At 51.6% G+C, this 24,408-nt stretch carries 21 protein-coding genes; 13 read left to right on the forward strand and 8 right to left on the reverse strand.

Translation table 11 applies throughout. The annotated features are described in order from the left end of the window. The first annotated feature begins 464 nt into the window (after window positions 1–464). The 5 genes from NSU01_RS01680 (at window position 465) to NSU01_RS01700 (ending at window position 5,256) form a co-directional block, all read left to right on the forward strand. The gene (locus NSU01_RS01680) at window positions 465–1,007 is read left to right on the forward strand and encodes a MarR family transcriptional regulator (RefSeq protein ID WP_039300070.1); all 543 of its coding nucleotides are present in this window, start codon (window positions 465–467) and stop codon (window positions 1,005–1,007) included. A gap of 104 nt (window positions 1,008–1,111) precedes the next feature. Then, window positions 1,112–2,566 carry an aryl-sulfate sulfotransferase gene (locus NSU01_RS01685; RefSeq protein ID WP_076243504.1) on the forward strand — a complete coding sequence of 485 codons (1,455 nt, stop codon included), beginning with the start codon at window positions 1,112–1,114 and terminating at the stop codon, window positions 2,564–2,566. 47 nt (window positions 2,567–2,613) lie between these two features. Further along, complete coding sequence (locus NSU01_RS01690) at window positions 2,614–3,642, forward strand: ABC transporter substrate-binding protein (protein ID WP_076243505.1); 1,029 nt, start codon at window positions 2,614–2,616, stop codon at window positions 3,640–3,642. Window positions 3,643–3,683: 41 nt separating this feature from the next. Beyond that, entirely contained in the window at window positions 3,684–4,460 is a 777-nt protein-coding gene (locus NSU01_RS01695; protein ID WP_042132928.1) for an ABC transporter ATP-binding protein, read from the forward strand. Between the two features lie 16 nt (window positions 4,461–4,476). Continuing rightward, window positions 4,477–5,256 (forward strand): ABC transporter permease, encoded by a 780-nt coding sequence (locus tag NSU01_RS01700; RefSeq protein ID WP_076243506.1) that lies wholly within the window; start codon window positions 4,477–4,479, stop codon window positions 5,254–5,256. A gap of 101 nt (window positions 5,257–5,357) precedes the next feature. On the opposite strand, the gene NSU01_RS01705 is transcribed toward NSU01_RS01700, so the two are convergent. Beyond that, window positions 5,358–6,266, reverse strand: a complete 909-nt coding sequence (locus NSU01_RS01705; protein WP_083705464.1) for a copper amine oxidase N-terminal domain-containing protein — start codon at window positions 6,264–6,266, stop codon at window positions 5,358–5,360. Between the two features lie 181 nt (window positions 6,267–6,447). On the opposite strand from NSU01_RS01705, the gene NSU01_RS01710 reads away from it, so the two are divergent. Beyond that, window positions 6,448–6,684, forward strand: coding sequence for a hypothetical protein (locus NSU01_RS01710; RefSeq protein ID WP_039300082.1), 237 nt, complete (start codon window positions 6,448–6,450; stop codon window positions 6,682–6,684). Between the two features lie 193 nt (window positions 6,685–6,877). Here the strand turns inward: NSU01_RS01710 and NSU01_RS01715 are convergent, their stop codons facing one another. The 3 genes from NSU01_RS01715 to NSU01_RS01725 are packed head-to-tail and all read right to left on the reverse strand — an operon-like array spanning window position 6,878 to window position 10,240. Then, on the reverse strand, window positions 6,878–7,960 hold the full coding sequence (locus tag NSU01_RS01715; protein ID WP_042132931.1) for a mannose-1-phosphate guanylyltransferase: 1,083 nt from the start codon (window positions 7,958–7,960) through the stop codon (window positions 6,878–6,880). Beyond that, entirely contained in the window at window positions 7,953–9,059 is a 1,107-nt protein-coding gene (locus NSU01_RS01720) for a glycosyltransferase (protein WP_076243507.1), read from the reverse strand. Before NSU01_RS01720 ends, NSU01_RS01715 begins: the two co-directional genes overlap by 8 nt. Then, on the reverse strand, window positions 9,059–10,240 hold the full coding sequence (locus NSU01_RS01725) for a glycosyltransferase family 4 protein (RefSeq protein WP_042132935.1): 1,182 nt from the start codon (window positions 10,238–10,240) through the stop codon (window positions 9,059–9,061). The genes NSU01_RS01720 and NSU01_RS01725 overlap by 1 nt, the downstream gene beginning before the upstream one ends. A 199-nt stretch (window positions 10,241–10,439) precedes the next feature. Here NSU01_RS01725 and NSU01_RS01730 point away from each other — a divergent pair, with 199 nt between their 5' ends. The 3 genes from NSU01_RS01730 to NSU01_RS01740 all read left to right on the forward strand — a co-directional run bounded on the left by NSU01_RS01730 (window position 10,440) and on the right by NSU01_RS01740 (window position 12,321). Then, window positions 10,440–10,736: a helix-turn-helix transcriptional regulator gene (locus NSU01_RS01730; protein WP_042132936.1), complete on the forward strand. Its 297-nt coding sequence runs from the start codon at window positions 10,440–10,442 to the stop codon at window positions 10,734–10,736. Next, window positions 10,702–11,649, forward strand: a complete 948-nt coding sequence (locus NSU01_RS01735) for a DUF1861 family protein (protein WP_042132938.1) — start codon at window positions 10,702–10,704, stop codon at window positions 11,647–11,649. Before NSU01_RS01730 ends, NSU01_RS01735 begins: the two co-directional genes overlap by 35 nt. An 84-nt stretch (window positions 11,650–11,733) precedes the next feature. Beyond that, window positions 11,734–12,321 carry a 50S ribosomal protein L25 gene (locus NSU01_RS01740; protein ID WP_042132942.1) on the forward strand — a complete coding sequence of 196 codons (588 nt, stop codon included), beginning with the start codon at window positions 11,734–11,736 and terminating at the stop codon, window positions 12,319–12,321. 129 nt (window positions 12,322–12,450) lie between these two features. On the opposite strand, the gene NSU01_RS01745 is transcribed toward NSU01_RS01740, so the two are convergent. The 3 genes from NSU01_RS01745 to NSU01_RS01755 form a co-directional block, all read right to left on the reverse strand. Next, the gene (locus NSU01_RS01745) at window positions 12,451–13,329 is read right to left on the reverse strand and encodes a carbohydrate ABC transporter permease (protein WP_218639442.1); all 879 of its coding nucleotides are present in this window, start codon (window positions 13,327–13,329) and stop codon (window positions 12,451–12,453) included. 106 nt (window positions 13,330–13,435) lie between these two features. After that, window positions 13,436–14,320 carry a sugar ABC transporter permease gene (locus tag NSU01_RS01750; protein WP_042132944.1) on the reverse strand — a complete coding sequence of 295 codons (885 nt, stop codon included), beginning with the start codon at window positions 14,318–14,320 and terminating at the stop codon, window positions 13,436–13,438. Window positions 14,321–14,413: 93 nt separating this feature from the next. Beyond that, window positions 14,414–15,709, reverse strand: coding sequence for an extracellular solute-binding protein (locus NSU01_RS01755; protein ID WP_076243508.1), 1,296 nt, complete (start codon window positions 15,707–15,709; stop codon window positions 14,414–14,416). A gap of 730 nt (window positions 15,710–16,439) precedes the next feature. On the opposite strand from NSU01_RS01755, the gene NSU01_RS01760 reads away from it, so the two are divergent. After that, window positions 16,440–18,416: an S-layer homology domain-containing protein gene (locus NSU01_RS01760; protein ID WP_083705465.1), complete on the forward strand. Its 1,977-nt coding sequence runs from the start codon at window positions 16,440–16,442 to the stop codon at window positions 18,414–18,416. A gap of 23 nt (window positions 18,417–18,439) precedes the next feature. Further along, window positions 18,440–20,983 carry a hypothetical protein gene (locus NSU01_RS01765; protein WP_144026051.1) on the forward strand — a complete coding sequence of 848 codons (2,544 nt, stop codon included), beginning with the start codon at window positions 18,440–18,442 and terminating at the stop codon, window positions 20,981–20,983. An 84-nt stretch (window positions 20,984–21,067) separates the two neighbouring features. On the opposite strand, the gene NSU01_RS01770 is transcribed toward NSU01_RS01765, so the two are convergent. Further along, window positions 21,068–21,784 carry a GntR family transcriptional regulator gene (locus NSU01_RS01770; RefSeq protein ID WP_042132950.1) on the reverse strand — a complete coding sequence of 239 codons (717 nt, stop codon included), beginning with the start codon at window positions 21,782–21,784 and terminating at the stop codon, window positions 21,068–21,070. A 285-nt stretch (window positions 21,785–22,069) separates the two neighbouring features. Between NSU01_RS01770 and NSU01_RS01775 the strand changes: the two genes are divergently transcribed. Together NSU01_RS01775 and NSU01_RS01780 are read left to right on the forward strand one after the other, a co-directional pair. After that, window positions 22,070–23,050 carry a BadF/BadG/BcrA/BcrD ATPase family protein gene (locus NSU01_RS01775; RefSeq protein WP_076243510.1) on the forward strand — a complete coding sequence of 327 codons (981 nt, stop codon included), beginning with the start codon at window positions 22,070–22,072 and terminating at the stop codon, window positions 23,048–23,050. Next, entirely contained in the window at window positions 23,047–24,375 is a 1,329-nt protein-coding gene (locus tag NSU01_RS01780; RefSeq protein ID WP_076243511.1) for a 6-phospho-beta-glucosidase, read from the forward strand. The genes NSU01_RS01775 and NSU01_RS01780 overlap by 4 nt, the downstream gene beginning before the upstream one ends. Window positions 24,376–24,408 lie beyond the last annotated feature (33 nt).

Raw genomic sequence — 24,408 nt, forward strand, 5'->3', positions numbered from 1 at the left:
GCGCCTTAAAATCCTGCATCAAATACAATATTCCCCTCCTAAAATCGGCCTAAATCCAAAATTGTTGCAGGAAATGCAGCATCTCTTCGCTTCCAAGCAGATGAATAAGATAATTCTTGTATTTCATACAACAATCCTCCCGGACACGCAGCTATCCATGAACCAAAGTTGTAAATAATGCAACAATAATACGCCTACAGTACCATGAACCCTCCATCCGCCCGTAAGAGCACCCCGGAGGCCCTTTAACATTCATCGAATATATTCATACTTGACAGGTGGGTTTAAGGGGTATATGATAGCAGCAATAGTTCACTACTAATTAAATGAACAGTGAAATAATAAATACGACCATCATATTTGAGCTGATTGGACCACCAAAGGCTCCCGCAAATATTCCCGTACAGGGGATTTTCCGGGGGCCTTTTTGGGTTCCTTTGGATAGACAGCAGAGGAGAGATAGCGTGGAAGATAACCCGTGGGAGCGGCTGGAGGAGGCAGACCACCTGTTCCGCAAAATGGTACGCAGATTCGTCAAGGAACGTGACCGCGTAAGCGTGGAGGGGATTTCCTTGCCCGGCATGCTGATTCTGCAAAAGATTATCCGTGATGGTGAGCAGCGGCTGGGCGATCTGGCAGAGCAGCTCGATTTCACTTCGGGCGCTATAACGGCGCTGAGTGACAAGCTGGAGGCAGGCGGATATACGGTGCGCAGACGCAAGGAAGATGACCGCAGAACCGTCCTGCTTGATATTACGGCCAAGGGCCGGGAGATGGTGGAGCGCAACGGCAACATCGGTGCCCGATGTATTACGCTTCTGTTCGAGGGCTTTACGGATGAGGAGCTTGAGCAGCAGAGCCGCTTCTATGAACGGATCATCGGCAATCTGGAAGGGTTCTCGGATACGCTGCTGAAGCTGGCACAGCAAAATGCTGAAATTCCCGTACCTCAAGAGCCTGAACAGAAGCCGCGTGCAGAGGTGAAGAAGAACTATCTCAGCTATTGAAAATGAAGTTTCCGCTAACACAACTTAAGCGTGTGCTTCCGAAGCGAGTTTTGCGAAGTGAATCAATGAAGCTTATCCTAACAAAACTTTAAGGAGAGATGATCATGGGACATTCAACAATTTATCCGACAGGGGCGACGGTATATAACCCGTCCAAGGCATGGAGCGGCTACACTGTATTTCAGGCGGGCGATGAGGGAGTCGTGCTGATCGATATGAGCGGCAAGGAAGTGCATCTGTGGCAAGGGCTGATCGGCTTCCCTGCCAAAATCCTCCCGGGCGGCTACGTCCTGGGCAGCACGGGCAGAAGAGATCCCAAATTCGGCATTCAGGATAATGTCGATCTGGTTCAGGTCGATTGGGACGGCAATGTGGTCTGGAGATACAACAGCTACGAGCATATCGAGGACCCTGGGTATGAGCCGCTGTGGTACGCCCGCCAGCATCACGACTATCAGCGGGAGGGCAATCCGGTCGGATACTACGCTCCCGGGCTTGAACCTTCAGCTAACAGCGGGACAACGCTGATCTTAGCGCATAAGAATCTGCACAATCCTGAGATTTCCGATAAGCAGCTGCTGGATGACACGATCATTGAGGTGGACTGGGAAGGCAATGTGATCTGGGAGTGGGCGGCCAGCGATCATTTCGCGGAGCTTGGATTTGATCAGGCGGCGCGAAATGTTCTCTTCCGCGATCCCAACACCCGCTCCTTCGGAGATCTGGGCGGCGGCGTAGGCGACTGGCTGCATATCAACTCCGCTTCCTACGTAGGGCCGAACAAATTCTATGATAACGGAGATGAGCGTTTCCACCCGGACAATATTATCTGGGATGCGCGCGAGGCGAATATCATCGCCATCACTGACAAGCGCAGCGGGGCTATCGTCTGGCGGCTGGGACCGGACTACTCTCTGCCTGAAGTGAAGCATATCGACTGGATTATCGGCCAGCATCACGCCCACATCATTCCGAAGGGACTGCCGGGCGAAGGCAATCTGCTCGTATTCGATAACGGCGGCTGGGGCGGATATGGGCTGCCGAATCCCTCTTCACCTTTTGGACAGAAGAATGCGTTGCGTGACCATTCCCGTGTGCTGGAGATTAATCCGGTGACACTGGATATCGAGTGGCAGTATACCTCGGCGGAGGCCGGGTTCTCCGTTCCGACCGATTCCTATAAGTTCTACAGTCCGTATATCAGCTCGGCGCAGCGGCTCCCGAACGGCAACACGCTGATTACCGAGGGTTCGAACGGTCGCCTGTTCGAGGTGACGGCGGAGCATGAGCTGGTCTGGGAGTATATCTCCCCTTACACCGACCGCCGCAATACGAATATGGTCTACCGTTCCTACCGTGTACCCTATGCCTGGGTGCCGCAGCTGGCGAAGCCGCAGGAGATTGCCATCGAGCCCATCGATGTGACCAGCTTCAGAGTGCCGGGAGCTGCGCCGAAGGGATCGGCTTCGGTAGTGAGTGTAGCGACCACACTTCCGTTTACAGAGGGGGCCGCTTGCGTGGCTACTGCGGAAGAAGGCAGCGTCCGGAGAACCAGTTAGATAATAAGATAAGCTATAGAAATTTATAGACGAAGAGGTGCGTAGTTTTGAAAAAATCATGGTACGGCTCAGCCTTCCTGCTCTTATCCTTATCTCTGGTACTGGTTCTGTCCGGCTGCAGCTCCAAGGGAGACGCGGCGGCTTCCACAGGAACGGCCGGCGGCCAGCAGAAGACTCTGAAGATTAGAATTGCCGACATCAATACGAATCCTACCTTCCGGGTAGCAGTCGATAAAGGCATCTTCGCCAACCACGGCATCGATGCAGAAATCATCAACTTCGGTACTCCGGCTGAGGGAGTGAATGCGCTATTCATCAAGCAGGTAGACGTGGCCTTCGGTGCTGATTTCCCGGTGCTCAATGCCGTCTCCAAGGGCGACTATTCCATTATTGCTTCCGCCGGCCAGGCCACGGATCAGGCAGCGGCAGTATGGAAGCTTTACGTAAGGGACGAGATCAAGTCTGCTGCGGATCTGAAAGGCAAGAACCTAAGCTTCATGCGCGGTACGTTTCTGCCGTATCTGTGGGATGAATACCTGAAGGAGCAGGGCATTGCGCTAAGCGACGTGAAGCTGACAGGACAGGGTGCGTTCGACGAAGCCTTCATTGCACTGAAGCAGGGCGATGTGGATGCTGGCTGGTTCAGCGGTTCAGCGCTGACGGATAAGCTGGCTGCGCTTGAGGGTGTACATGAGCTGACGGATATGTCGAAGACCCCAGTGCGCCTGGGGATGGGGATTGTCGCAGGGAATGCTTTTGTGCAGGCGAATCCTGAGGGGATTGGCGAATTCCTGGCGGCAGTGGACGAGGCTGCGGCTTATGCCCAGGAGCATCCCGAGGAGGTGGCCGATCTGATGTTCAAGGAACTGAAGCAGCCGAAGGAAGCAACGCTGAAGGACTTGCCGACGAATCCGTGGAAGGTGGGCTTTACCCAGGCTGCGTATGACAGTCTTGCCGGACAGAAAAAGTATATGGTCGGTACAGGAATCATTGAACAGGATTTTGATCTGGACAGCAAGCTCAGTCTGGACCCGCTGAAGCAGGCTTTGCCGGATAAAGTGACTTTTGCCAAGTAGCTTAGCTTACACGAAATAACTTAACTTTCTGGAGGTGCCTCATGTCTTTACCTGCCAAACAGCATGCCATCCATATCGAGCAGCTGCGCAAGAGCTACAGCGAGCCTGCGGCCGGGGACGTTCATTACATTATCAAGGATGTGAACCTGGTGATCAAAGGCGGTGAGTTCTTCGTATTGCTCGGTCCGAGCGGCTGCGGCAAATCAACGCTGCTCAACATGATCGCCGGGTTTGTCTCCAAATCGGGCGGCAATCTGCGGGTGGACAACGTCGAGGTGGATAAGCCGGGCCGGGACCGGGCGGTTGTATTTCAGCAGGCAGACTCTTCCCTGTTCCCCTGGCTCACGGTGCGGGAGAATGTAGAGTTCGGACTGCGGATGAAGAAGACGGCCAAGGCAGAGCGCCGGACGATATCAGACCGGTATATCACGCTAGTCGGGCTGAACGGGCATGAGGATAAATTCCCGAAGGAATTGTCGGGAGGGATGAAGCAGCGGGTACAGCTGGCCCGGGTACTGGCGAATGATCCGGCGATTCTGCTGATGGATGAGCCCTTTGGCGCGCTGGATGCCATGACCCGGCGGACGATGCAGAAGGAACTGGTGCAAATATGGCGTGAGACGCATAAGACAGTTATATTCGTAACGCACGATATTCAGGAAGCACTGCTGCTGGGTGAGCGCATCGGCATCATGTCCGTGGGGCCTTCCTCCAATATCACCGATATATACGACAATGCGCTGCCGTTTCCGCGGGATGTGGCCTCGCCGGAGTTCTACTCGCTGTACAATCAAATTCAGAGCCATTTTGAAGAATAGGATCGGGGGGCAGTACATGTTGAAATGGGTGGAGAAAAAATGGGTCTCGGTCTCCCTGCTATGGATTGCCGCACTCTGCATCTGGCAGCTGGGCGCATGGGTGTATGGTCCGGATGTCATCCCCGGGCCATGGGCCACGCTTAAGGGAGGGCGGGAACTGGTCCAAGATGGCACCTTGATGCAGTATATCGGTATCAGCTTTTACCGCGTGCTTGTCGGCTGGGTACTCGGCAGTCTGCTGGCTATTCCGGCAGGGCTGATCATCGGAAAAGTAAACGTCATCCGCATATTTGCCGAGCCGTTCCTGAATTTCATCCGCTTTATCCCGCCGATTGCCTTCATCACACTTTTTCTGGTCTGGTTCGGCATCGGGGAGCAGTCGAAGATTGCCCTGATTATGTACGCTACCTTCTTCATTGTTGTGCTGAACACCTTGACCGGTGTAATGTCGGTAGAGGAGGATAAGGTCCGCTCGGCCCGCAGCATGGGGGCAAATGAATGGCAGATTCTGCTGCACGTGATTGTGCCGGCTACGATTCCATATATCTTCACCGGTGTACGGCTGGCAATGGGAACCTCCTACATGGCTATTATCGGGGCAGAAATGATTGCTTCCAACGAAGGTGTCGGTTATCTGATTTGGAATTCGCGGCTGTTCTTCCGTACGGACTGGATATTCGTCGGGCTGTTCTGCCTCGGCTTCATGGGCTTCTTCACCGACAGGCTGTTCGGCTGGTTCGGGAAGAAGGTACTCTACCGCTATGGTGTGGTCAATGTGGCTGCGCGGAGAAAGTAGAGGCTGGACTTACCCGGCTTGGCAATAACACTAAGGCGACTTACAGTACACAAACCACTGCCCATCAATCATGGACAGTGGTCTGGTCTGGTTCTACTCAGTTATTCAGGGATAGGCTGGATGATCTCACCGTAGTTCCGGGTAAAATAAGGAAAGGACTGATAGGAGCCATCCGCTGCTGTCTGGTAGGAAGCCCGGTAGCCTCCGCCAAAATTGCGGAAATGATCATGAGACATCTCAGCCATATATCCGGGCTGCTGTCCTCCCAGTGTAGTGTACAGATCATAGCCGGGAATACCATTCGTGCCGTATTGCCAGACGGCATGGGCGGCTCCGTCCTTAATCTCAACGACGGTTGAGACAAGCGCGTTCTCATAGACATAGCGCGTAGCGTCATTTGCGGCAAATCTGTACGTATAATTCCGTGATTGCCCGCTCTCCGCTGCGGGAACAGGCGTGAAGTTGTACTGGATAGGCAGGGAGATGGCTGCGAGACGGGCTGCTGCCAAGTCACTGGAGAGCAGGGCAGCGGTATCCGGGACATAATCCTTGCTGGTAATGAAGAGTATGCTGCGCGTTCGCTCATAGTACACACTATATCCGAAGGCTTCACTGACGAAGCGGGCCGGAACCATCATCCGGCCGTTATAATTACCTGCCTCACTATCCAACTGGACAGGCTGGCCGTTTTTGTAGGCTGTCAGCTGTCCCTGGATCAAACGGAATGTATCCTTGGCCGGATTAGTGATTGTAGCGGTGCGGGTTGCTGTATCCCAGGAATAAGTCAGTCCGAGTGAGGCGAGCGTCCGGACAGATATTTTGATTCTGCCAGACTCAATAAAGGGGCTGCTGTCTGTGACAATAAAAGTTCCGTTGATATTGACGTTAATCGGACGGGCTGGCGCAGCTGCCGGGGCAAGGGAAGCGGCTGAGGCGGCCGAGGTGAAGCTTTGCAGCAGTAGAAGGAGCAGCAGACAAGCGGGCAGTATTCTTTTATACAGATTCATCATTAATCTCCTTTCTGTTTTGTTGGAATTAAATAGAATAAGTTTCCATATATAGACGCTGCTCTCTCTATTATGTTTCTAATAAACTCCGGATTGTTTCAGGAACTGATTCGTTGGAAGCCGTTGTATTCATGCTATAATGGGGAAATCTACAAGCAGGATAAGCAGGAAGGAGCACTACCCCATGGAAGTAACCGCACAGGAAGTGGCGGAATGGATGGTCAAGGAAATCAAATTTACAGGAACCCTGCACCAGACCGCAGCGATTGAATATGTGAAGGCGAATTTCGGCGAACAATTTGTCTTTGTGAATGAGAATGGAAATGCATCGCTGTCCAAAGAAGTGAAGAAGGCGTTCCGCAAGCTGCACGGCGGCCGGATTGCCTGGGACCGCGACGGGTTCCTGTGGGCCTGGACCTGAGGACTGACTCGGCATAGGAGAACCATAAGAACACAAGCAGAAACGGCTACGCCGTCCTTGATAGGACGGCATTCGTTTCAGCGAGAAATAGAAGGATAAATTATCATGTGAAACATAGAAATTCTTATATTTTAACAAAGGGAGCATTGCTGTAATAGCAGTGCTCCCTTTGTTATTACATAATCGTCATAGCCTATACATATTCCAGCATGCCTTTCTCCTTGAGCAGATCGACAATGTCTTTGACTGACTGGGCTTTATCCTTGGGGCAGATCATGACCGCATCCCCGGTGTCAGCGATGATGAAGCCGTCTACGCCGATGGTGGTAATCAGCCGCCCGTTGCCATAGATAATGGAGTTGCGGGTATCGATGCCGACATGATTGGCCTTGATAATGTTGCCTTCATCATCAGGCGGGAAGATGGCACCAAGCGCATCCCAGCTGCCGATGTCATTCCAGCCGAACTGGCCGGACAGTACCACTACCTCATCAGAACGTTCGAGGATGCCGTAGTCAATCGAGATATTCTGCAGCAGCGGATAGATCCGGTTAATCGTCTCCTGCTCCTGATCTGTACCGAGCGCTTCACTGATCGGCAGCATCGTATTATATAGCCGCGGCAGATACCGCTTGAAGTTATCGATAATGACCGAGGTCTTCCAGATGAAAATCCCGCTGTTCCAGAGATAATTGCCTGAGGCCAGATATCCCTGTGCCTTTTTGAAATCCGGCTTCTCCACGAATTCAGCTACATCGTATACGGCAACCGGATTGACTGCGATCGGCTCTTTGTCATAAGCGATGTAGCCGTAGCCGGTGGAAGGGAAGGTAGGTTTGATCCCGATCGTGACAATGGCATCACTCTCCATCGCCACGGTGCAGGCTTCGTCCAGCGTAAGCCGGAACTGCGGCTCATCGGTAATATAGTGATCGGAAGGCAGGACAACCATTAAGGAATCCCCTTCACTCATCTGCTGGATGGAGAAGGCGGCGAACAGGATGCTTGCTGAGGTATTCCGGGCCACAGGCTCGATCAGAATATTGCTCTTCTGCACACTGCTGTGCATAATACTCTCCAGCAGTACCGCCTGGGTACGGTTCGTTACAATGACGGTATTCTCCTGCGGGATGATGCCCTTGAAGCGTTCAATCGTATCGTTCAGCATAATATCGTTGCCGCTGATGTTCAGCAGCTGCTTGGGGATTTCCTGTCTGGACAGCGGCCAGAAGCGGGTGCCGCCTCCGCCTGCGAGTATGGTTGCGAATTTATCCATGATGAGTCACCAGATGGGCAATCGAGAAGGAGATGATGCTCTCCGATCCCTGATTGAGGTTCAGCCCCGAGCTGTGAATCCCGTCGTAGCAAGCCCCGGTCTGGGGATCGATCAGGGAGAGCTGCAAGGAGTTGTTCCCTGTATACCAGGCATAGCATAGTTCAGCCTGCTGCAGATAAGACGGGTCCTGCAGCACTACGGCAGCCTCCCGGCAGGCGAGCAGCATTTCACAGGCTTCAATCGGCTGTTCGTCATAGAGTGCAGGCGTACCGCCGCGCAGCAGCCAGCCGTGGCTGCCGACAGGTCTGTAATAGCCTTCCGGTGCGAAGGTCCGGGAGATCAGGAAATCGAGACTTTCTTTGGCTGTTACACGAAGCGCCGGATTGCCGGTAATCGTGAAAGCCTTAAGCAGTGCCCAAGGCAGCATGGAGTTCCCGTACGTCAGGCTGTCTTCATACCAGTACCAGTCTTCCCCTTTGGTAAGGTTATACTGGTTATGCAGCCGGATAGTGACGGATTCGATAAGCTCTTTAATGAAGGCTTCCGGCAGGAAGGCCAGCTCCTCTTCTGTACTTGGTATATGCGGATAAGGGAAGGAGTAGGTGAGCGCTCCGGGAGTCTCAAGTAAATAGCTGAGGCCGATGACGGCATAGCCCAAGGCCCGGGGAGAGCGCAGGCCTCCGATATGCGGCAGCGCCTGGTTGATCAGATACCGGCAGGTATTCAGCAGATTATCCGGCAGAATGGAAGAGTAGGAGAGCACGAAGCCCAGCGCCCAGAGTGTGCGTCCCTGGCAATCCTCGGAGCCGCGCTCCTCCAGGAAGGAACGGTTGTAGTCCATGAAATTCCGGAAGTTCCCCTCTTCATTCTGTGCATGGTGGACGAACGAGAGGTACGTATGGATCAGATCGAGTGCAGCTGTATCCCTGCTGTTGTTATACATTAACACGGCTGCGATCAAAGCCCGCGCATTATCATCAGTGGTGTAGCCTTTGGCACGATCGGGCACGCCGAACTTCGTATGCTGGAAAATCCCCGTATCATCAGTGATCTGGCGCATATAACCGGTTTTGAACTGCAATACCGCAGATGTCTGCATCAAATCACACTCCGGCCAGCCGGTTTGGAGAGGGCTATTTTGTCCTGAAAGATGGCGGCATAGGTTTTTGCAACCTCACTCCACATCATCGTACTGCCAAGCGCCTGGGTACGCTGCTCCATGTCCTCAACTTTGGCCGGATCATCCAGCAGCTCCAGGATGCAGGCTTCCAGCGAAGCCGAGTCACGGAATTCCGCCAGCAGGCCACGGCCATCGGCCAGCATCTCTTGAGCGTAGCGGTAAGGCGTAGAGATGATTACTCTGCCATAGCCTACTCCATAAGCGAGTGTGCCGCTGACTGCCTGATCCTTGCCCAGATAAGGGGTCATATAGATATCCGACATCACCAGGGACTCAATGACCTCTTCCTGGGTCAGGAGCTTGTCGACGAACAGCACATTATTGACCAGGCCTAATTCATGCACAAGACTGGTCAGCTTTTGACGGTATACTTCACCTGTCTCCTGTTTGACGACCGGATGGGTCTTGCCCCAAATGATGTAGAGCGCATCCGGATGCTGCTTCACTACTCCGCTCATAGCTTCAATAGCATACTCAATACCTTTGCCGGGACTCAGGAAGCCGAAGGTGGAGAGGATTTTGCGTTCTCCGAACTTATACTGGGTCTTCAGCTCCGCGCGGGTAGAAGTTTTGACAAAAGGCACACCGTGGTGAATAAAAGCAATTTTGGCGGCGTTAATATGATAGACAGAGATGAGATCATCTACTGTGGATTGGGCCATCGTGACAACCTTTACGCTTCCTGCAGCTATGCGGGTGATAATCTCATGCTGTTTCGGCGAGGGGTTGGTTAATACAGTATGGAAAATCGCCACATAAGGCACATGAAGCCGCTCAGTGAACTGCAGCAGATATTCGCCGCTTTCTCCGCCGTAGATACCGAATTCATGCTGAATGACGAGCAGATCGGTGTTTGACTGGTTGATTTCTTCGGCGGCATCTATATAATCAGATAGCTGATGCTGGTTAATTTCCCGCATGACCTGGTCTGTGTACCGGTAATTTCCGTTGTTGTTCATAGCGATGATCCGCGGTTTGTTGAAGCCCTGGAGCTTGGTGAACTCATCCAGCAGATCCTGGGTGAAGGTAGCAATTCCGCATTCTCTAGGCAGGCTGGTGGACAGGAAAACAATGTTTTTATTGCGGTTGCTGTGGTTCATAATAAGAGCCTCCTATTGATTATCGTACTTTTGGGGACAAAAAAAGAAAATAAAGAGGACTTTATTTTCCGGGGATAAGTGGTATAAAATTTGTGATCTGCAAATTATTTCCTGCTCCGACTATAACATGACCATTTAATCTTGTCAATTTATTGACTCCCCTGAAATCTCCAGATATAGTGATGTAGGAGGTGTATGGATGCCAGTCATACGCAGCAAATTGAGTGAGGTTATGGAGAAGCATGACCCGAAATTATCGATCCGCAAGCTAGCGAAAGACATTAATTACCATTTCGATTCCGTCCGGCGGATGTACAAAGACGAGATGGTGCAGTACCCCCGGGATCTGCTGCTGAAGCTGTGTACTTACTTCAATATTCAGCCCGGAGAATTGATCCGGATGGAATCAGATGAGAACGATTGGGCAATAGATAAGGCACATGAATATGAGGAGGAAGGCAATGACAAGGAGCCCGGCCAAGATTGCAACCTGTAACGAACTGCTGGATACCTTTTATGCCAATCTCCGTACCGTACACGTGGAGAAGCTGGTCTTCTCCGGTGTGGGCGGACGTGATGTATACAATATAACGGCTCCGTTTCAGCATGACGGGGAGGAAGTCATCTTGGGAAGAGTTGAGGAACGGGATAGTGAGTTCTCTCAAGTCTTCTTTTTTACATTCCGGGAGGATGGCGTCTGGATTCCCCGGGAGCACACCCATACCTATAATCTGCAGGACCCTTGCGTGACCCGCATTAAGGGTGAGCTGATTGTCGGCGGAGTTGAAGTGATCACGGCCGGGGATAACCCGCAGAGAATCGTTTCGTGGGTCACTCAGTTCTACCGGGGGTACCGGATTGATTCCATGCGCCATTTCTCCTCGGGGCCGGGCACGATGAAGGATATCCGGCTGATCGAGCTTCAGGACGGAAGAATCGGCGTATTGACCAGACCGCAGGGAGACCGGGGCGGCAGAGGACAGATTGGCTTCACCATTATTGATTCACTGGATGAGCTGAATGAACAGACCTTCCTGGAAGCGGAGATTCTGCATAACCAGTTCGTGCAGGAGGAGTGGGGTGGAGCCAATGAGGCCACTCTGCTGAGCAACGGCCATATCGGTGTGCTCGGGCATATCGCCTGCTTCGACCGTATGGGGCAGAAGCATTATTACGCTATGGTCTTCTCGCTTAATCCGGGCACCTTCGAAACTACCCCGATCAAAATCATTGCCGCCAGAAGCGATTTCCCCATCGGTCCGGGCAAACGCCCCGAGCTGCAGGATGTTATCTTCAGCGGCGGGCTGGTGCGCGGTAAGGACGGCCGGGCGGTACTGTCTGTAGGCGTCAGCGATGCGGAAGCCTACAGAATTGAGATCCCCGATCCTTTTATTGAATATGAAGTCTGATATCTGCAGGTTTGACTAGATTCTATGGTCATGTTAAACTTAAGGTGACAAGAATTTATGGTCGAAGAGAGCGGGAATTAAGCAATGAGTAAATTTATTCAACTAAGCAATCGTACGTCTGACACAAAGTCCAACCTGAATGTGGCAAGAAAGCAAGGCCGCATCCCGGCAGTACTGTACGGAATTGGTAAAGATACTCTTAGTCTTGAAGTGAGTGAGAAGGAACTGCTGGAAATGCTGAGAACCAATCCGCGTGCAATCCTGCAAGCGAAATTGTCTGATGGTACAACCGTTCCGGTGGTAGTTCAGAGCATTCAGAAGCAGTCTATGTCCGGTAAAGTGCTGCATATTGATTTTCAGCATGTGAACATGAGCATCAGCATGGACAGTAAAGTTACGATTCATTTTGCAGGCGAAGCTGCAGGGGTCAAAGAAGGCGGCGTTCTGCAGGTAGAAATCTATGAAGTAGAAGTCCGCTGTATGCCGGGCGATCTGCCGACTTCCATGGAAGTGGATATCAGCGGCCTTGCTATCGGTGACCAATTACTTGTATCTGATCTGATTTTCCAGGATGGTATTGAAGTGCTGACTGATCCAAGTACAGTAATGATTCAGATCAAGACTGTGCATGAAGAAGCTGAAGAACCGGCAGTAGCAGCTACTCCGGCTTAAATAGAGGATTGACGAATATAGCCCCTTCGGGCAGAGCGTACTTGGAAACTCATGATAATGTCATGATTCCGGCTACGTCTGCTGGAAGGGGCTATTTGCTGTTCTAACAGGCATATTGCCGGGAAGCAGCTACTTCAGTGCTCCCTCTGTCAGGCCGGCAACGATATAGCGGTGGAAGAAGAGGTATACGACAATCATCGGGAGCGTAATAATCGCCAGTGCGGAGAAAAGCAGCTTATAGTCGGTCATATATCGGCTGGAGAAGGCCAGCAGGCCGACCGGGATGGTCTTCAGTGCATCATTCTGGATGTACAGCATGGCCAGCAGCAGCTCATTCCATGCATTCAGCGCCGAGAAGATCCCCACGGTAGCCATGTTTGGAACAAGCAGCGGAAGGATAATTCTGCTGTACATCACCCAGTCATTACAGCCGTCCATGCGGGCAGCTTCCAGCAGTTCTTTTGGTACGGAGTCCAAGTACGCCTTGAGCAGAAAGATAGCCAGCGGATGTCCTGTTCCTATATAAGGAAGAATTAACCCCATATAGGAATCCTTCAAATTCAGCTGCTCGAAAATATAGCTCTGGGCAATGAAAAAGGATTGCAGCGGCATGAACAGTCCGAATACGAACATCAGCATCAGGAAGCCGCTGCCGCGGAAGCGCAGCTTACTGAAGGCAAAGGCTGCAAGGCTGGCGAAGAGCAGAATGCCTGCTACGGTAGCCGAGGTGACGATTACGCTGTTGCCGGCATAAGTGCTCATATTGCCGACAGTCCAAGCTTTGGACCAGTTCTGCAGATTAACCTGTTCCGGCAGCGCGAACGGGGCGGAGAATATTTCCCGGTTCTCACGGAATGAGGAGAGAATAAGCCAGAGGATCGGATAGAAATAGAAGCAGGAAATGAAGATCATGAACAGATAATACAGAATATGTGAGAACGGTCTGCGGTTTGCCGCCTCCCCTCCGCTGTAAGCGTCTTTCTTGATATCTAGGACTGTGGTCGTCAAGGAGAACACCTCGCTTTCTCATACTATCAGAGTTTACATGTTTCGGGGTCCCCGCAAAGTACCTGAGTCATCTATCTACGCCAAAGCCCCACTTTGTGGGGTTATTTTAATACTCCAGCACACCGGAGTCTTTCTTATTCAGTCTGCCGGCAACAAGCCCGATGACCGCGATCACGATTGTCATGATGACGGCAAGCGCAGACCCGTAGCCGATGCTCATGTGGGTAAAGACTACTTTTACAAGATAGGTCGTAACGATTTCAGTAGAATTATACGGCCCGCCGTTGGTCATTACATAGAACAGATCGAAGGACTGGAAGCCGGTAAGCACACACAGCATGACACCGGTCTCTACCAGATTGCGGATCATCGGCACTTTGATCTTGAAGAATATTTGTCCTTCTCCGGCGCCGTCCAGATAGGCGGATTCATAGACTTCTTTGGAAATGCGCTGGATTCCGGAATAAAAGATGGTCATATAGAACCCTGCGTAGACCCAGCCGGATACGATACAGATGGCATAAAGTGCGGTATCAGGGTTGCCTAGCCAGACGCGGGTCCAGCTCTCCAGGCCGATCTTCTCCAGCAGGATATTGATGAGACCAAAATCAGAATTGTAGACGAATTTCCATAAGTAGGATACGACAATCATCGGCAGCATAACGGGCACGAAGAATGCCAGCCGGAATATTCCGCTGCCCTTGCGGCCCATCGTGATTAAGCCTGCGAGTCCCAGTCCGACAAGGACTTCAACAACGACCGTGGCTACAATATAAATCAGTGTGTGTCCATAGGAATTAATATAGATGCGGTCTTGAAAAGCCCGGATGTAATTGTCAAAGCCGGTGAATTTCATCTGGCCGATCCCGTTCCAGTCGTAGAAGCTGAATACGAATGTCATGAGGACCGGAATAAGCACAACAAAGGCAAACAGCAGAAGGGCTGGCGAGATGAACAGGTAGGGAGAGAGTTTATTGCTTTTGCCGGACAATGGGTCCACCTCCACTTCAGGATATCAATCTAAGCACAGGGTCCGCAGATAGCTTCAACTTATGAAAGGGCTGCTGTGCGCGTGATCTCTTCGTTACTTCAGAGGGGCGATGGTTGTCTCCAGTTCGGCGAGGGCGTCTTCAGGTGATTTGGCGCCTCCAATGACCTCGGAGGTGGCCATGTTAAGCGCATTGGCTACCTCGATGGAATAGCCCGTATCAGGCGGGGACACCAGCACTGGCGCATTCTCCATCAGATCATTCAAATCAAGTGAGAGCGGAAGCATAGTTTCCTTATCGATTCCGTCCTTGGTAATCGGCACGGCGCCGGCGTCAGTGAGCTTCTTGGAGGATTCGGCAGAGCTGTAGAGCTTCATGAATTCAATGGCCTCATCGATTAGCCTGGAATTTTTATTGACGACCATTCCATTCAGCACGCCGACCACACTGTCCTGATTGCCCTTCCCGTCCGGTATGGCAGGAGTATTGAAGTAGCCAAGCTCAAGATCCGGTGTTTCTTCCACTGCGGTCGGGGCCAGCCAGCTGCCGATCGGATGCATGGCACCGCTGCCGTTCAGGAACAGCATATCCGCTTCACTGTCACTGGAGGCAGTTACATTCTCGTTAATATATCCTTTGTCCCATAGCTCCTGTACATAACCGTAGGCTTTGACAAAATCCGGGGTATTGAACGGCTGCTTCAGCTGCATAGCCTCGCTGTAGGCGTCCTCCCCCACGACACGGGAAATGATATGGGCCACCCAGTTGCCTGCCGTCCACAGATCGGAGTTGCCGATCACGAGTGGAGTGATGCCTGCCTGCTTAATCGTATCGCATACCTGAAGGAACTCCTCCCAGGTGGTTGGAGGCTGCAGCCCCAGATCATTGAACACCGCTTTATTGTAAAAGATAACGTTCGTCACATCGCCCGCAGTGGGAATCATATAGGTCTTGCCGTCAATTACCATGCCATTGAAGGTGCCTTCGGCGAACATGTCCTTCAGCCCCGAGCTTTGAAGCTGCTCTGTAATATCCGCGGCATAACCGTCTGTTACTCTGGTCTGCAGGCGCTGCCCGGCCCATTCGAAGTATAGATCGGGAGCGTTTTTGCCGTTAAGCAGATTCGGCAGTCCGATCGTTTGATAGGTGTCATCGTCCTGATAGCTGAATTCAACTTTGATGCCCTGATGCTGTTCCTCGAACTCTTTGCCGATGGTTTCCCAGACCTTAATCAGCCCTTCTCCCGGTGAACCCATGGCGATACGGAGTGTTTCCGGTTTGGCATCAGAGCTGCCGTTATTTGCCGAGCTGTTATTTGGATCTGCAGAAGAGCAGCCCGTTATGGCGGTAACCAGCATCGTTGAGATCAGTGCAATCATCCACTTTTTCATTAGTTAATCGCTCCCTTAATATGGAATGGGGTTATATTGGTTGACCGTAGAGATTGCCCGCAGGCAGAGTGGTTAGCGGCAGTTCCTCCCTTTCAAATTGGAATGGTAAATAATGTGATGTTAAAAGAATCTTTTTAACCTTGGCTTTTGCCTTTTCCTCGAACTTTCGTCTCGTTATGTAACTTTACATGACGTGTTTGAGTGAGATAATGCTGGACGGCAAATGAAATTGATACGTTAAAGGGGATTTGTAGTAACAATATAGTTTTCATTATTAATTATACCAAGGCCCCTGTCAATTGTTTTTCATGCAAAAAAACTTATAAAATTCATTTTGTTCCGGAAAGGACGAATAATTATTTTCAGTCACCGATTTTATGTAAGCGCAAACAACGTTGAATTTATATGGAATTTTACGATGTTATGGGAGTATGTGGAAAAGAAAGGAGAAATATATGCCTGTTAAAGAAATGTGTTGACAATTTGTTATGATTAAAAATAGAATGTGGGTAAATGTTACTACAATAACATTGATGATATGACATGGAGGTGACATAACAGAAACGGATTAATCAATAAGATAACCTGAAAAGGATGTAACCCCTGAAGATTTGTTTCGGGTAAGAGGGTTCGAAAGTCAGGAGCGCCATTAGAAGTAAGATCCAAACCGGGGTGTGTAAGAGGGTTTTCGGGTGAAGCAGACGCAATCTAAACTTTAGGAGGAACGCATATGAAGTTCAAATGGAAGCAGACGCTTGGAGTATTCGCCGTGGTGTCATCCGTGGCGTTTACCGGCGTGTCCGCAGCATCTGCAGAAACAACAGAGAAGATTCCTGTATGGGCCGCAGAGGAAATTGCCTCGTGGAAGGAAATGGGATTGCTCAAAGGCAACGAGGATGGCCTTGTTCTGCCGAATGACGGAATCAGAAAAACAGAATTCGCAGCCCTGATTAACCGGATCTTTAATTTCAGTGAAGAAAGTGCCCAGAGCTTTACCGATGTCCCCCGGACGGCATGGTATGCCACTGAAATCAGCAAAGCAGTTGCAGCTGGTGCCCTTATTGGCAGCGGAGAAGGCGAGATCGGCCCGCTTGAGGTTCTGACCCGTGAGCAGGCGGCCCTTATTCTCAGCAGAGTATTCAATGTTGCAGCTTCCGGGAATGCCATCTCCCCATTTACAGATGATGCTGTGATTGCCGGCTGGTCCAAGGAAGCCGTATATGCTATGAAGGAAGCCGGTTATGTGGAGGGCACACCGCAAGGCTTGTTCCAGCCCAAAAAAGCACTGACGCGGGCCGAGGCTGTGAAGATGATTAATAACGCCATGGGCCTCCTGATTGCCGACGGCGGGGATCATTCAGGAATATCCGGCAGAAATCTGATTGTTAATACGGCTGGAGGCACCCTGTCCGATCTGAACTTCTCGGGGAATTTATATATTACGCCTGGTGTTGGCGAAGGTAATCTGAGTCTGGTCAACACGACTATTGGAGGCGTCGTTTACATAAACGGCGGCGGTATACACAGCATCACCCTAACGGACAGTAAAGTGAACCGGATTGTAGTCAGCAAGCCCGCCGCTCCTGTAAGGGTTCTGCTGAAGGGAAAGACAACAGCTACGGAGATTGATGTGACCTCCGGTGCCCGGATTGTTAATGAATCGGGGCAGGCAGTAAATATCGTTAATGTGTTTACGGGAGCTTCAGATGCTGTTTCCCTGGCAGGGGATGTAAATGAGCTGAATGTGGTTGCAAAGACAGGGTTCACGCTGGAAAGCGGCCAGGTTGGCAGCTTTAATGTCTCATCCAAAGCAGGCGGCTCAGCTATTAAATTGAACAAGGGCGGAACCGTCAGGAAAATGACTTTAGGCAGTGCAGCTGCCGTAACTGGCGAAGGGGCAATCATAGAAGCGGTAGTTAATGTAGAAGGCGTGTCGTTCTCTGTCAAGCCGGACAAGCTGACGATTAATGCTTCAAAGGTAAGCATAGGCGGACAAGATTATGATGCTTCAGGCAATCTGATCGCTTCAACAACCGGCAACTTGGGAGGAACGGGTTCAAGCGGCGGCACGGGAAGCTCAACATCCACTCCTGCTCCAAGCCCTAGCCCGGATACGGGAAGTCCGACACCAACCCCGACTTCAACACCAACACCAACACCGACACCGACACCAACACCAACACCAACACCAACGCCGACACCAACGCCAACACCAACACCAACGCCAAAGCCGACACCAACGCCGACACCAACGCCAACACCAACACCAACGACCAAAACTCCCGAGCGGTATTCCTATGCCGAAGCCTTAAGCTCGTTCAGCTCGACGGGAGCAGAAGGCTTGGCCAAGCAATACCTGACCTTCCTCCAGGACCCTTCATACACTCCTTCGATAGCCAATCCGGATGTGACCATGCCGAACCTTGTGAATGCAATAACCTTTGTTAACTATGAATTTAATGTCAAACCATCTCTATTCGCTTCCCTGCGGGGGGTTAACACATCCATTCTGGACAAAACCCGTACTTATTTGTGGATCGGAACAAACAGCGGAGTAACAAAAATCAATCTCAAAACGAATGAAATGACCAGTTATTCTGCACAAGGCAAGGAATTGTACGATGATAAAGTACTTCTGCTGCTATCGGATGGAAGTACGGGCGTACTGGTTATAACACAAACCGGCGTATCGCATATCTACCAATAAGGAAAGGGGAGTTTACCATGTACATGATGAAGAAGAATGGCCTGAAGATTACGGGTGCCCTGCTTGCCTTGACGTTGTCTGTCCTGCCGGCGGCACCTGTATTCGCAGACAAGCTGCCTGGTGCGAGCTACTCTCCTGTTCAGCTGGAAGCCGTGCAGACCAAAGAAATGACCTATTACAAAACCGGATCGGTGTCCATCCCGGGTGGCATCGAATGGGTTACCGATACTGCTGCACTCAAATTTCTGCCGCTGTCGGTGATCGGCGATGTAACCAGTGTTGTTCTGGACGGGGGCGTCTACTGGATTGGAACGGAGACCGGCCTGCAGCGGGTTGATTTCGGCGCAAGCGATACCAAGGACATCGTTCAGTATATGGCTGGACCAAGGTATCTGTATGGCGGGGATGATCATGTGACGGGTCTTGCCAGCGACGGGGAGAACGGCATTTGGGTCCGGACGGCAAGCGGTGTCACTCACATCGCGATGCCGGAGAAGACGCTGCATGACAAATCATTTATCTATGAGGATCTCGTGGAATCAATTCTTGACCGGCGCGGCATGGTTCATGGCGCAGGATTTAACTTTACGGAGACAGACGGCACGCTGGACGCGGTCAATTACAACTCTGCGACCGGACTGTTCACATCAACGCCTACCACCAGCGATAATGATGGCTTATGGACCGCGATGTATGCAATGGGTGAGGTATTCCGCTATAAAGCGCTACAGGAGCAGTACGGGACCAGTCCGGCCTCTGGAGAGCAGGCAGAAATCGCCGATGCCAGAGCGGCAGCGCTTAGAGCAACCAAGGCTGTGCTGCTGCTCGATTATGTATCCGGACGCGGAAACGGGTTCCCGGCACGTTCCTATATGCTGACCAGCGAAGCCACTGCGGCTACAGTGGGCAACTCAGTGTATGGCTACCAGTCTACGAACGGGTTCTGGTTCCAGAACTTCGTCGGGCCGGACATGATTAACCCCAATGGGATTATTCCAAGCATGCAGCGTAACGACGGGACAGAGCCGATTGGCTATTCCATGGTTAGGGTAACCAAGGACGCAGAGAACAAAAAAGGCTCCACGCTGTTCCCGAGCGGAGGCACGGATGTGCTCAACTACAACGGACTTGGGCTTAGTCAAGCTGCCATTGACGAGCTCAACCTGACACGTCCTGAAGGACAGAAGCTGGGAATTGATATTAAGACACGGGTAGGAACTACCGCAACAGGTGCGGTATATCAGGTGCTGCCTGTCATTACGGCCGCCACTAACAATAATGATGCGAAGGAAGACAAAACAACGGGTGAGAATAATAAGCCGCTGTTTCAGCTGACGGCTCCCGTCTATGAGCAGATTCCGGATTTCTTCAATGATTTGTTCCCGGATAGCGCCATTGTGGACGGCCATATCGACATGAATCAGATTGTGTATAAGGCAGATACCTCCGCTGATGAAGTGGATGGGCACTACGCCATGTTCTACACAGCTTATAAATATCTGGTCGGTGACAGCACCGATCCTGAACTTCTTGAGCTGAAATCCCTCATTGAAGAAACAACGCACCGCATGACAGAGCTGATCTTGAAGGATGACCATTATTACATTGAGGATGCTACCGGCAAATCAACACAGTGGTCCAGATGGTTCGCCAAATATTTCAACGACAGCCTTGGCGTTATGGAGCAGCAGGTACAGTGGCAGTCCAAGATTGGCGTTGACGAGAACGGAGACGACGCGCTGTCCTACGGCTACGAAGACGGTCCGCTCAACGCACTGCAGGTCATGGCTGCGCTGAAGTCGGCGAGCTATATTGTCGCAGAGAGCTATCCGGCCGATTCGGCGAAATATGAGCTGGCCTATGAGCAGGCTTTTGCCGGCAGCTACAGCAAGGAGGAACCGTATATCAACGGTCAGGGCTATATGGATATGGCACTTGATTATATTGAGCGGAGACTTGTGCGTCAGGCTACCAACGCTTACAGCGAGAACGATAACCAGGCCGTAACCATGGAGAATGCAGGGGATGGCACGAATACCAATGCGACGATTCATAATGACTGGACCCAGTATATCAATTACTCGGATGAAGAGCTGGGCTGGTTCCCGGTATTCGTGCTTGTCACCCTTGAGCAGGATGCAGGCAGACATGCACAGATTGTAGCAGCCTATGATCAGTGGTATTCCAATGAGGTTCGGGAGGAGAATCCGTTCTACACCTTCCTCTACCAGCTTGCGCATCCGGATAAAACCGATGTCGATCTGCAATCTGCTGTCCGGTTCCTGTACCGTTTCCCTGAATTCCAGATTGAATTCCCGGTGCAATGGGACCGTCAGGATGTGCTCTATATTGAACCGGGTGACCGCGACGATTACAAGCAGACGAACTACGCGCTTGCACCGGATGAGCGGCGCATCATTAAGCATAACTCGAATCCGTTTGAGAATGACAGCCAGACAACAGGCGCCAATCCCGGGTATAACTACCGTTCAGGCAGCATTGAAGCGGGGTCGGTTTTCACATTGCCATACTGGCTGGGGCGTTATTTTGAAATCATTAAAGAGTAGCGGAGCTTAATGAATTAAAAGCAACGGAGCACCCATTAGGGGTGCTCCGCATGCTCTCTGCTCTGATTTTGTTCTAACCTTCTGTTATCCAAATTGCCTCTCGATAGTGTAGCTGGGGAAATCACCCCGGAATACGCCGAAGCTGTATTCCAGCGGGGAGCCGTCGGCCAGATACGTAAAAGTTCGTACTTGCAGACAAGGGGAGCCTTCTTTGACGCCAAGCAATCTGCTGGCCAGCTTGTCCGCCAGTACAGGCTTCAGCTGCTCGACAGAGCGGTAAGCCTTCAGGCTGTATTCTGATTCCAGGAAGGAGAAGAGGGAGCCGTCTTTATATTCATTGATGAGCCCCGGGGCAAGATCCCAGGCAATATAAGTAGTTTCATATAGAAGGGGTTCATTATCCGCGTAGCGGATCCGCAAAAGCTGGTTCACTGGAGCTTTCACCGAGATATTAAGGAATTCATTAAGCGGTATTTCCGCAGGCATCACTTTGGCTTCGATGATTTTACTGGTCGGCTCTTTGCCGCTCATCAGCACATCTTCTGTGAAGCTGCGTTTCTGGTTAAGCTGGAGCTCCTTGCGTTTGACGAAGGTGCCCTTACCCTGATGCCGCTCAAGAATATCCTGAACCTCAAGCTCGCTGAGCGCGAGGCGGATTGTAGTCCGGCTGGCGGAGAACATCTCGCATAATGCGGCTTCGGTAGGAAGTTTCTCTCCGACGGCATAGAACCCGGATTGAATCTGTTTGAGCAGTTGTTCTTTAATATTGAAATATAAAGTATTATTTGTTCTCTTTGTCATTACAAGTTTCCTCCGATGCCAATTTGTTATATTATATCACGGAAAAAGAGCAGGAGAAACCTAATAGAAAAGAGAAGAATCCGGGGTTCCGGGATTATGTAATTCCTAAAATTGGAATTACAACTTTGTTCACTCTATGCCTGGTAAAGAGATTTATCTATTGTATTTTTCTGTAAGGGAGTTTTCTGACTATAAGGACGCATGAAAAAGGAAATATATTTGTAGGAACAATATTTAAAAATGTTACTATAAATAAACTCAATATACCAATCAGGAGTGAAAGCTATGTACTTCGCGGGTGTAGACGGCGGCGGAAGCAAAACCATTGCCATTATAGCTGATCATTACGGCAACGTGCTGGGATCCGCAGTGACAGGCTGCGGCAACCATCAAATCATTGGAGTCCAGGCGGCTGTGCTCAATATTCGCGGAGCGCTGTTTGGCGCGCTTGCGCAGGCAGGAATTGCCATGGATCAGCTGGATTTTGTACAGTTCGGTCTTGCGGGTGCTGATCGCAGTATTGATATGGACAGGCTTTCTCCGGAAATCAGCAGGCAATTGGACTTGCGGAGCTGGAATATGGTCTGCGATACGCTGGAGGGACTCCGTGTCGGGAGCCGGGATAACACGGGAGTGGTGCTTGTCTGTGGAAGCAATACGAACGCGGCGGGCCGCAACCGGCTCGGGCAAACGGTGCAGGTAGGCGGATTTGATACTTTGTTCGGTGACCGGGCCGGCGGCTTTTATCTCGCTGCACAGGCACTCGGCAGGGCGGTGCGTTGCTGGGAAGGCAGGGAACCCTACAGTGATCTGGTCGAGCGGATACCTCTGAGGCTTGGGTTTACAAGCTTCGGGGAGATGCTGAACCGGTATCTCGATGACGAGATCACTGCGGCGCCGCTGGAGCTGTCGCTGATTGTTCACGAATCGGCAGACTCGGGCGATTGGCTCTCCCGCCAGCTGCTTGCAGATATGGGCAGAGAGCTGGGGATTTCTGCGTCGGCTGTAATCCGCAAACTGGGCGGCTTTGAAGAGGAGGCGGTGCCGGTCATCCTTACCGGGAGCATCCTTCAATCCGGCAGAAACCCGTTGCTGCTGGATGCGCTGCTTCAAGAGGTGAAGGCGGAGCATCCCCTTTGCACGCTTGTAATCCCGGAGCTGCCGCCTGTATTCGGTGCAGTGATGCTTGCCATGGACCGGCTTGGCCTGCCCGTAACCCCGGCAATAATAGAGAATTTCAAGAGAGACGGAGGGAATCGCAAATGAAGAAGAGCCACTTGAAAATCGCTGTAATCGGAGGAGGTTCCTCCTATACGCCGGAGCTTGTAGAGGGCCTGATCCGGTATTATGATGAATTCCCGGTTGCTGAGCTGTATCTGGCAGATATCGAGGCCGGAGCGGACAAGCTGAGAATCATAGGCGAACTGGCGCAGCGTATGATTGATGCAAGCGGCAAACCTATCAAGCTTCATACGACGCTGGACCGGCGCGAAGCGATTCGCGGTGCGGATTTTGTCGCTACGCAGATCCGTGTGGGCATGCTGGATGCCCGCTCAAGAGATGAGAAGATACCGCTGGCCCATCATTTAATCGGCCAGGAGACAACGGGCGCGGGCGGATTCGCCAAAGCGCTTCGCACCATTCCGATAATTCTGGACATTTGCCGGGATATTGAGGAACTGGCCCCGGGTGCGTTCATGATCAACTTCACCAACCCGGCCGGTATTATTACGGAAGCTGTCTCGAAGCATTCCACTGTCAAATCTGTCGGGCTGTGCAATCTCCCGATAAGCACGAAGATGCAGATCGCTGAGCTCTACGGGGTTCCGCAATCGGATATGTTCATTGAGATTGTCGGGATCAATCACCTCAACTGGACGACCCGGGTGCTGATTGAAGGAGAGGACGTGACGGAGGATTTCCTGAACAAGCTGTCCGGAGCCAAAGGGCCTTCGATGGCCAATATACCCGATCTGGAGTGGGATTCCGAATTCATTCAGTCCGTGGGAGCACTTCCTTGCCCCTACCACCGGTATTATTATATGAAGGAAGAGATGTACCGGGAGATCTCCGGGCATTATCAAGAGACCGGAAAGACCCGTGCCGATGAGGTAAAAGAAGTAGAAGCCGAGCTGTTCGAGATTTATAAGCAGCCAGAAGTGAACAGTAAGCCGGCTCAATTGGAGAAACGCGGCGGTGCCTACTATTCGGAAGCGGCTGTTCAATTGATGAAGTCCATCTATAATGATACCGGCGACATTCAGACGGTCAATGTGCGTAATCAGGGGATCATCCCTGATCTTCCGGGCGATGTCTCCATTGAGATCAACTGTGTTATCAAATCGGACGGGCCGCATGCGCTTGCCCCGAGCAAGCCGCTTCCTCCCCAGATCAGAGGTCTGCTGCAGGTGGTGAAGGCTTATGAAGAGCTGACGATTGAAGCAGCGGTTAAAGGGGATTATGCCTCTGCGCTGCAGGCGCTGACGATCCACCCGCTGGTAGGAGACGAGCGGATCGCCAAGGAGGTTCTGGCCGATATTCTTGAGCAGAATGCCGATTATCTGCCCCAATTCCAGGTGCGGGCAAGATAAACCCGGGAATAACACCATCAGCCCCATTCAGCG

Origin of the sequence: Paenibacillus sp. FSL H8-0259 (genome assembly GCF_037963255.1) — a bacterium.
In the GTDB taxonomy this organism is placed as follows: Bacteria; Bacillota; Bacilli; order Paenibacillales; family Paenibacillaceae; genus Paenibacillus_AQ; species Paenibacillus_AQ phytohabitans.

What these genes read in the sequence shown, in the direction of transcription:
- NSU01_RS01685 (WP_076243504.1), top strand. Translation starts at nt 1,112, where the DNA reads ATGGGACATTCAACAATTTATCCGACAGGGGCGACGGTATATAACCCG.
- NSU01_RS01695 (WP_042132928.1), top strand. Translation starts at nt 3,684, where the DNA reads ATGTCTTTACCTGCCAAACAGCATGCCATCCATATCGAGCAGCTGCGC.
- NSU01_RS01700 (WP_076243506.1), top strand. Translation starts at nt 4,477, where the DNA reads ATGTTGAAATGGGTGGAGAAAAAATGGGTCTCGGTCTCCCTGCTATGG.
- NSU01_RS01705 (WP_083705464.1), bottom strand. Translation starts at nt 6,266, where the DNA reads ATGATGAATCTGTATAAAAGAATACTGCCCGCTTGTCTGCTGCTCCTT.
- NSU01_RS01710 (WP_039300082.1), top strand. Translation starts at nt 6,448, where the DNA reads ATGGAAGTAACCGCACAGGAAGTGGCGGAATGGATGGTCAAGGAAATC.
- NSU01_RS01715 (WP_042132931.1), bottom strand. Translation starts at nt 7,960, where the DNA reads ATGGATAAATTCGCAACCATACTCGCAGGCGGAGGCGGCACCCGCTTC.
- NSU01_RS01720 (WP_076243507.1), bottom strand. Translation starts at nt 9,059, where the DNA reads ATGCAGACATCTGCGGTATTGCAGTTCAAAACCGGTTATATGCGCCAG.
- NSU01_RS01725 (WP_042132935.1), bottom strand. Translation starts at nt 10,240, where the DNA reads ATGAACCACAGCAACCGCAATAAAAACATTGTTTTCCTGTCCACCAGC.
- NSU01_RS01730 (WP_042132936.1), top strand. Translation starts at nt 10,440, where the DNA reads ATGCCAGTCATACGCAGCAAATTGAGTGAGGTTATGGAGAAGCATGAC.
- NSU01_RS01735 (WP_042132938.1), top strand. Translation starts at nt 10,702, where the DNA reads ATGACAAGGAGCCCGGCCAAGATTGCAACCTGTAACGAACTGCTGGAT.
- NSU01_RS01740 (WP_042132942.1), top strand. Translation starts at nt 11,734, where the DNA reads ATGAGTAAATTTATTCAACTAAGCAATCGTACGTCTGACACAAAGTCC.
- NSU01_RS01755 (WP_076243508.1), bottom strand. Translation starts at nt 15,709, where the DNA reads ATGAAAAAGTGGATGATTGCACTGATCTCAACGATGCTGGTTACCGCC.
- NSU01_RS01760 (WP_083705465.1), top strand. Translation starts at nt 16,440, where the DNA reads ATGAAGTTCAAATGGAAGCAGACGCTTGGAGTATTCGCCGTGGTGTCA.
- NSU01_RS01765 (WP_144026051.1), top strand. Translation starts at nt 18,440, where the DNA reads ATGATGAAGAAGAATGGCCTGAAGATTACGGGTGCCCTGCTTGCCTTG.
- NSU01_RS01770 (WP_042132950.1), bottom strand. Translation starts at nt 21,784, where the DNA reads ATGACAAAGAGAACAAATAATACTTTATATTTCAATATTAAAGAACAA.
- NSU01_RS01775 (WP_076243510.1), top strand. Translation starts at nt 22,070, where the DNA reads ATGTACTTCGCGGGTGTAGACGGCGGCGGAAGCAAAACCATTGCCATT.
- NSU01_RS01780 (WP_076243511.1), top strand. Translation starts at nt 23,047, where the DNA reads ATGAAGAAGAGCCACTTGAAAATCGCTGTAATCGGAGGAGGTTCCTCC.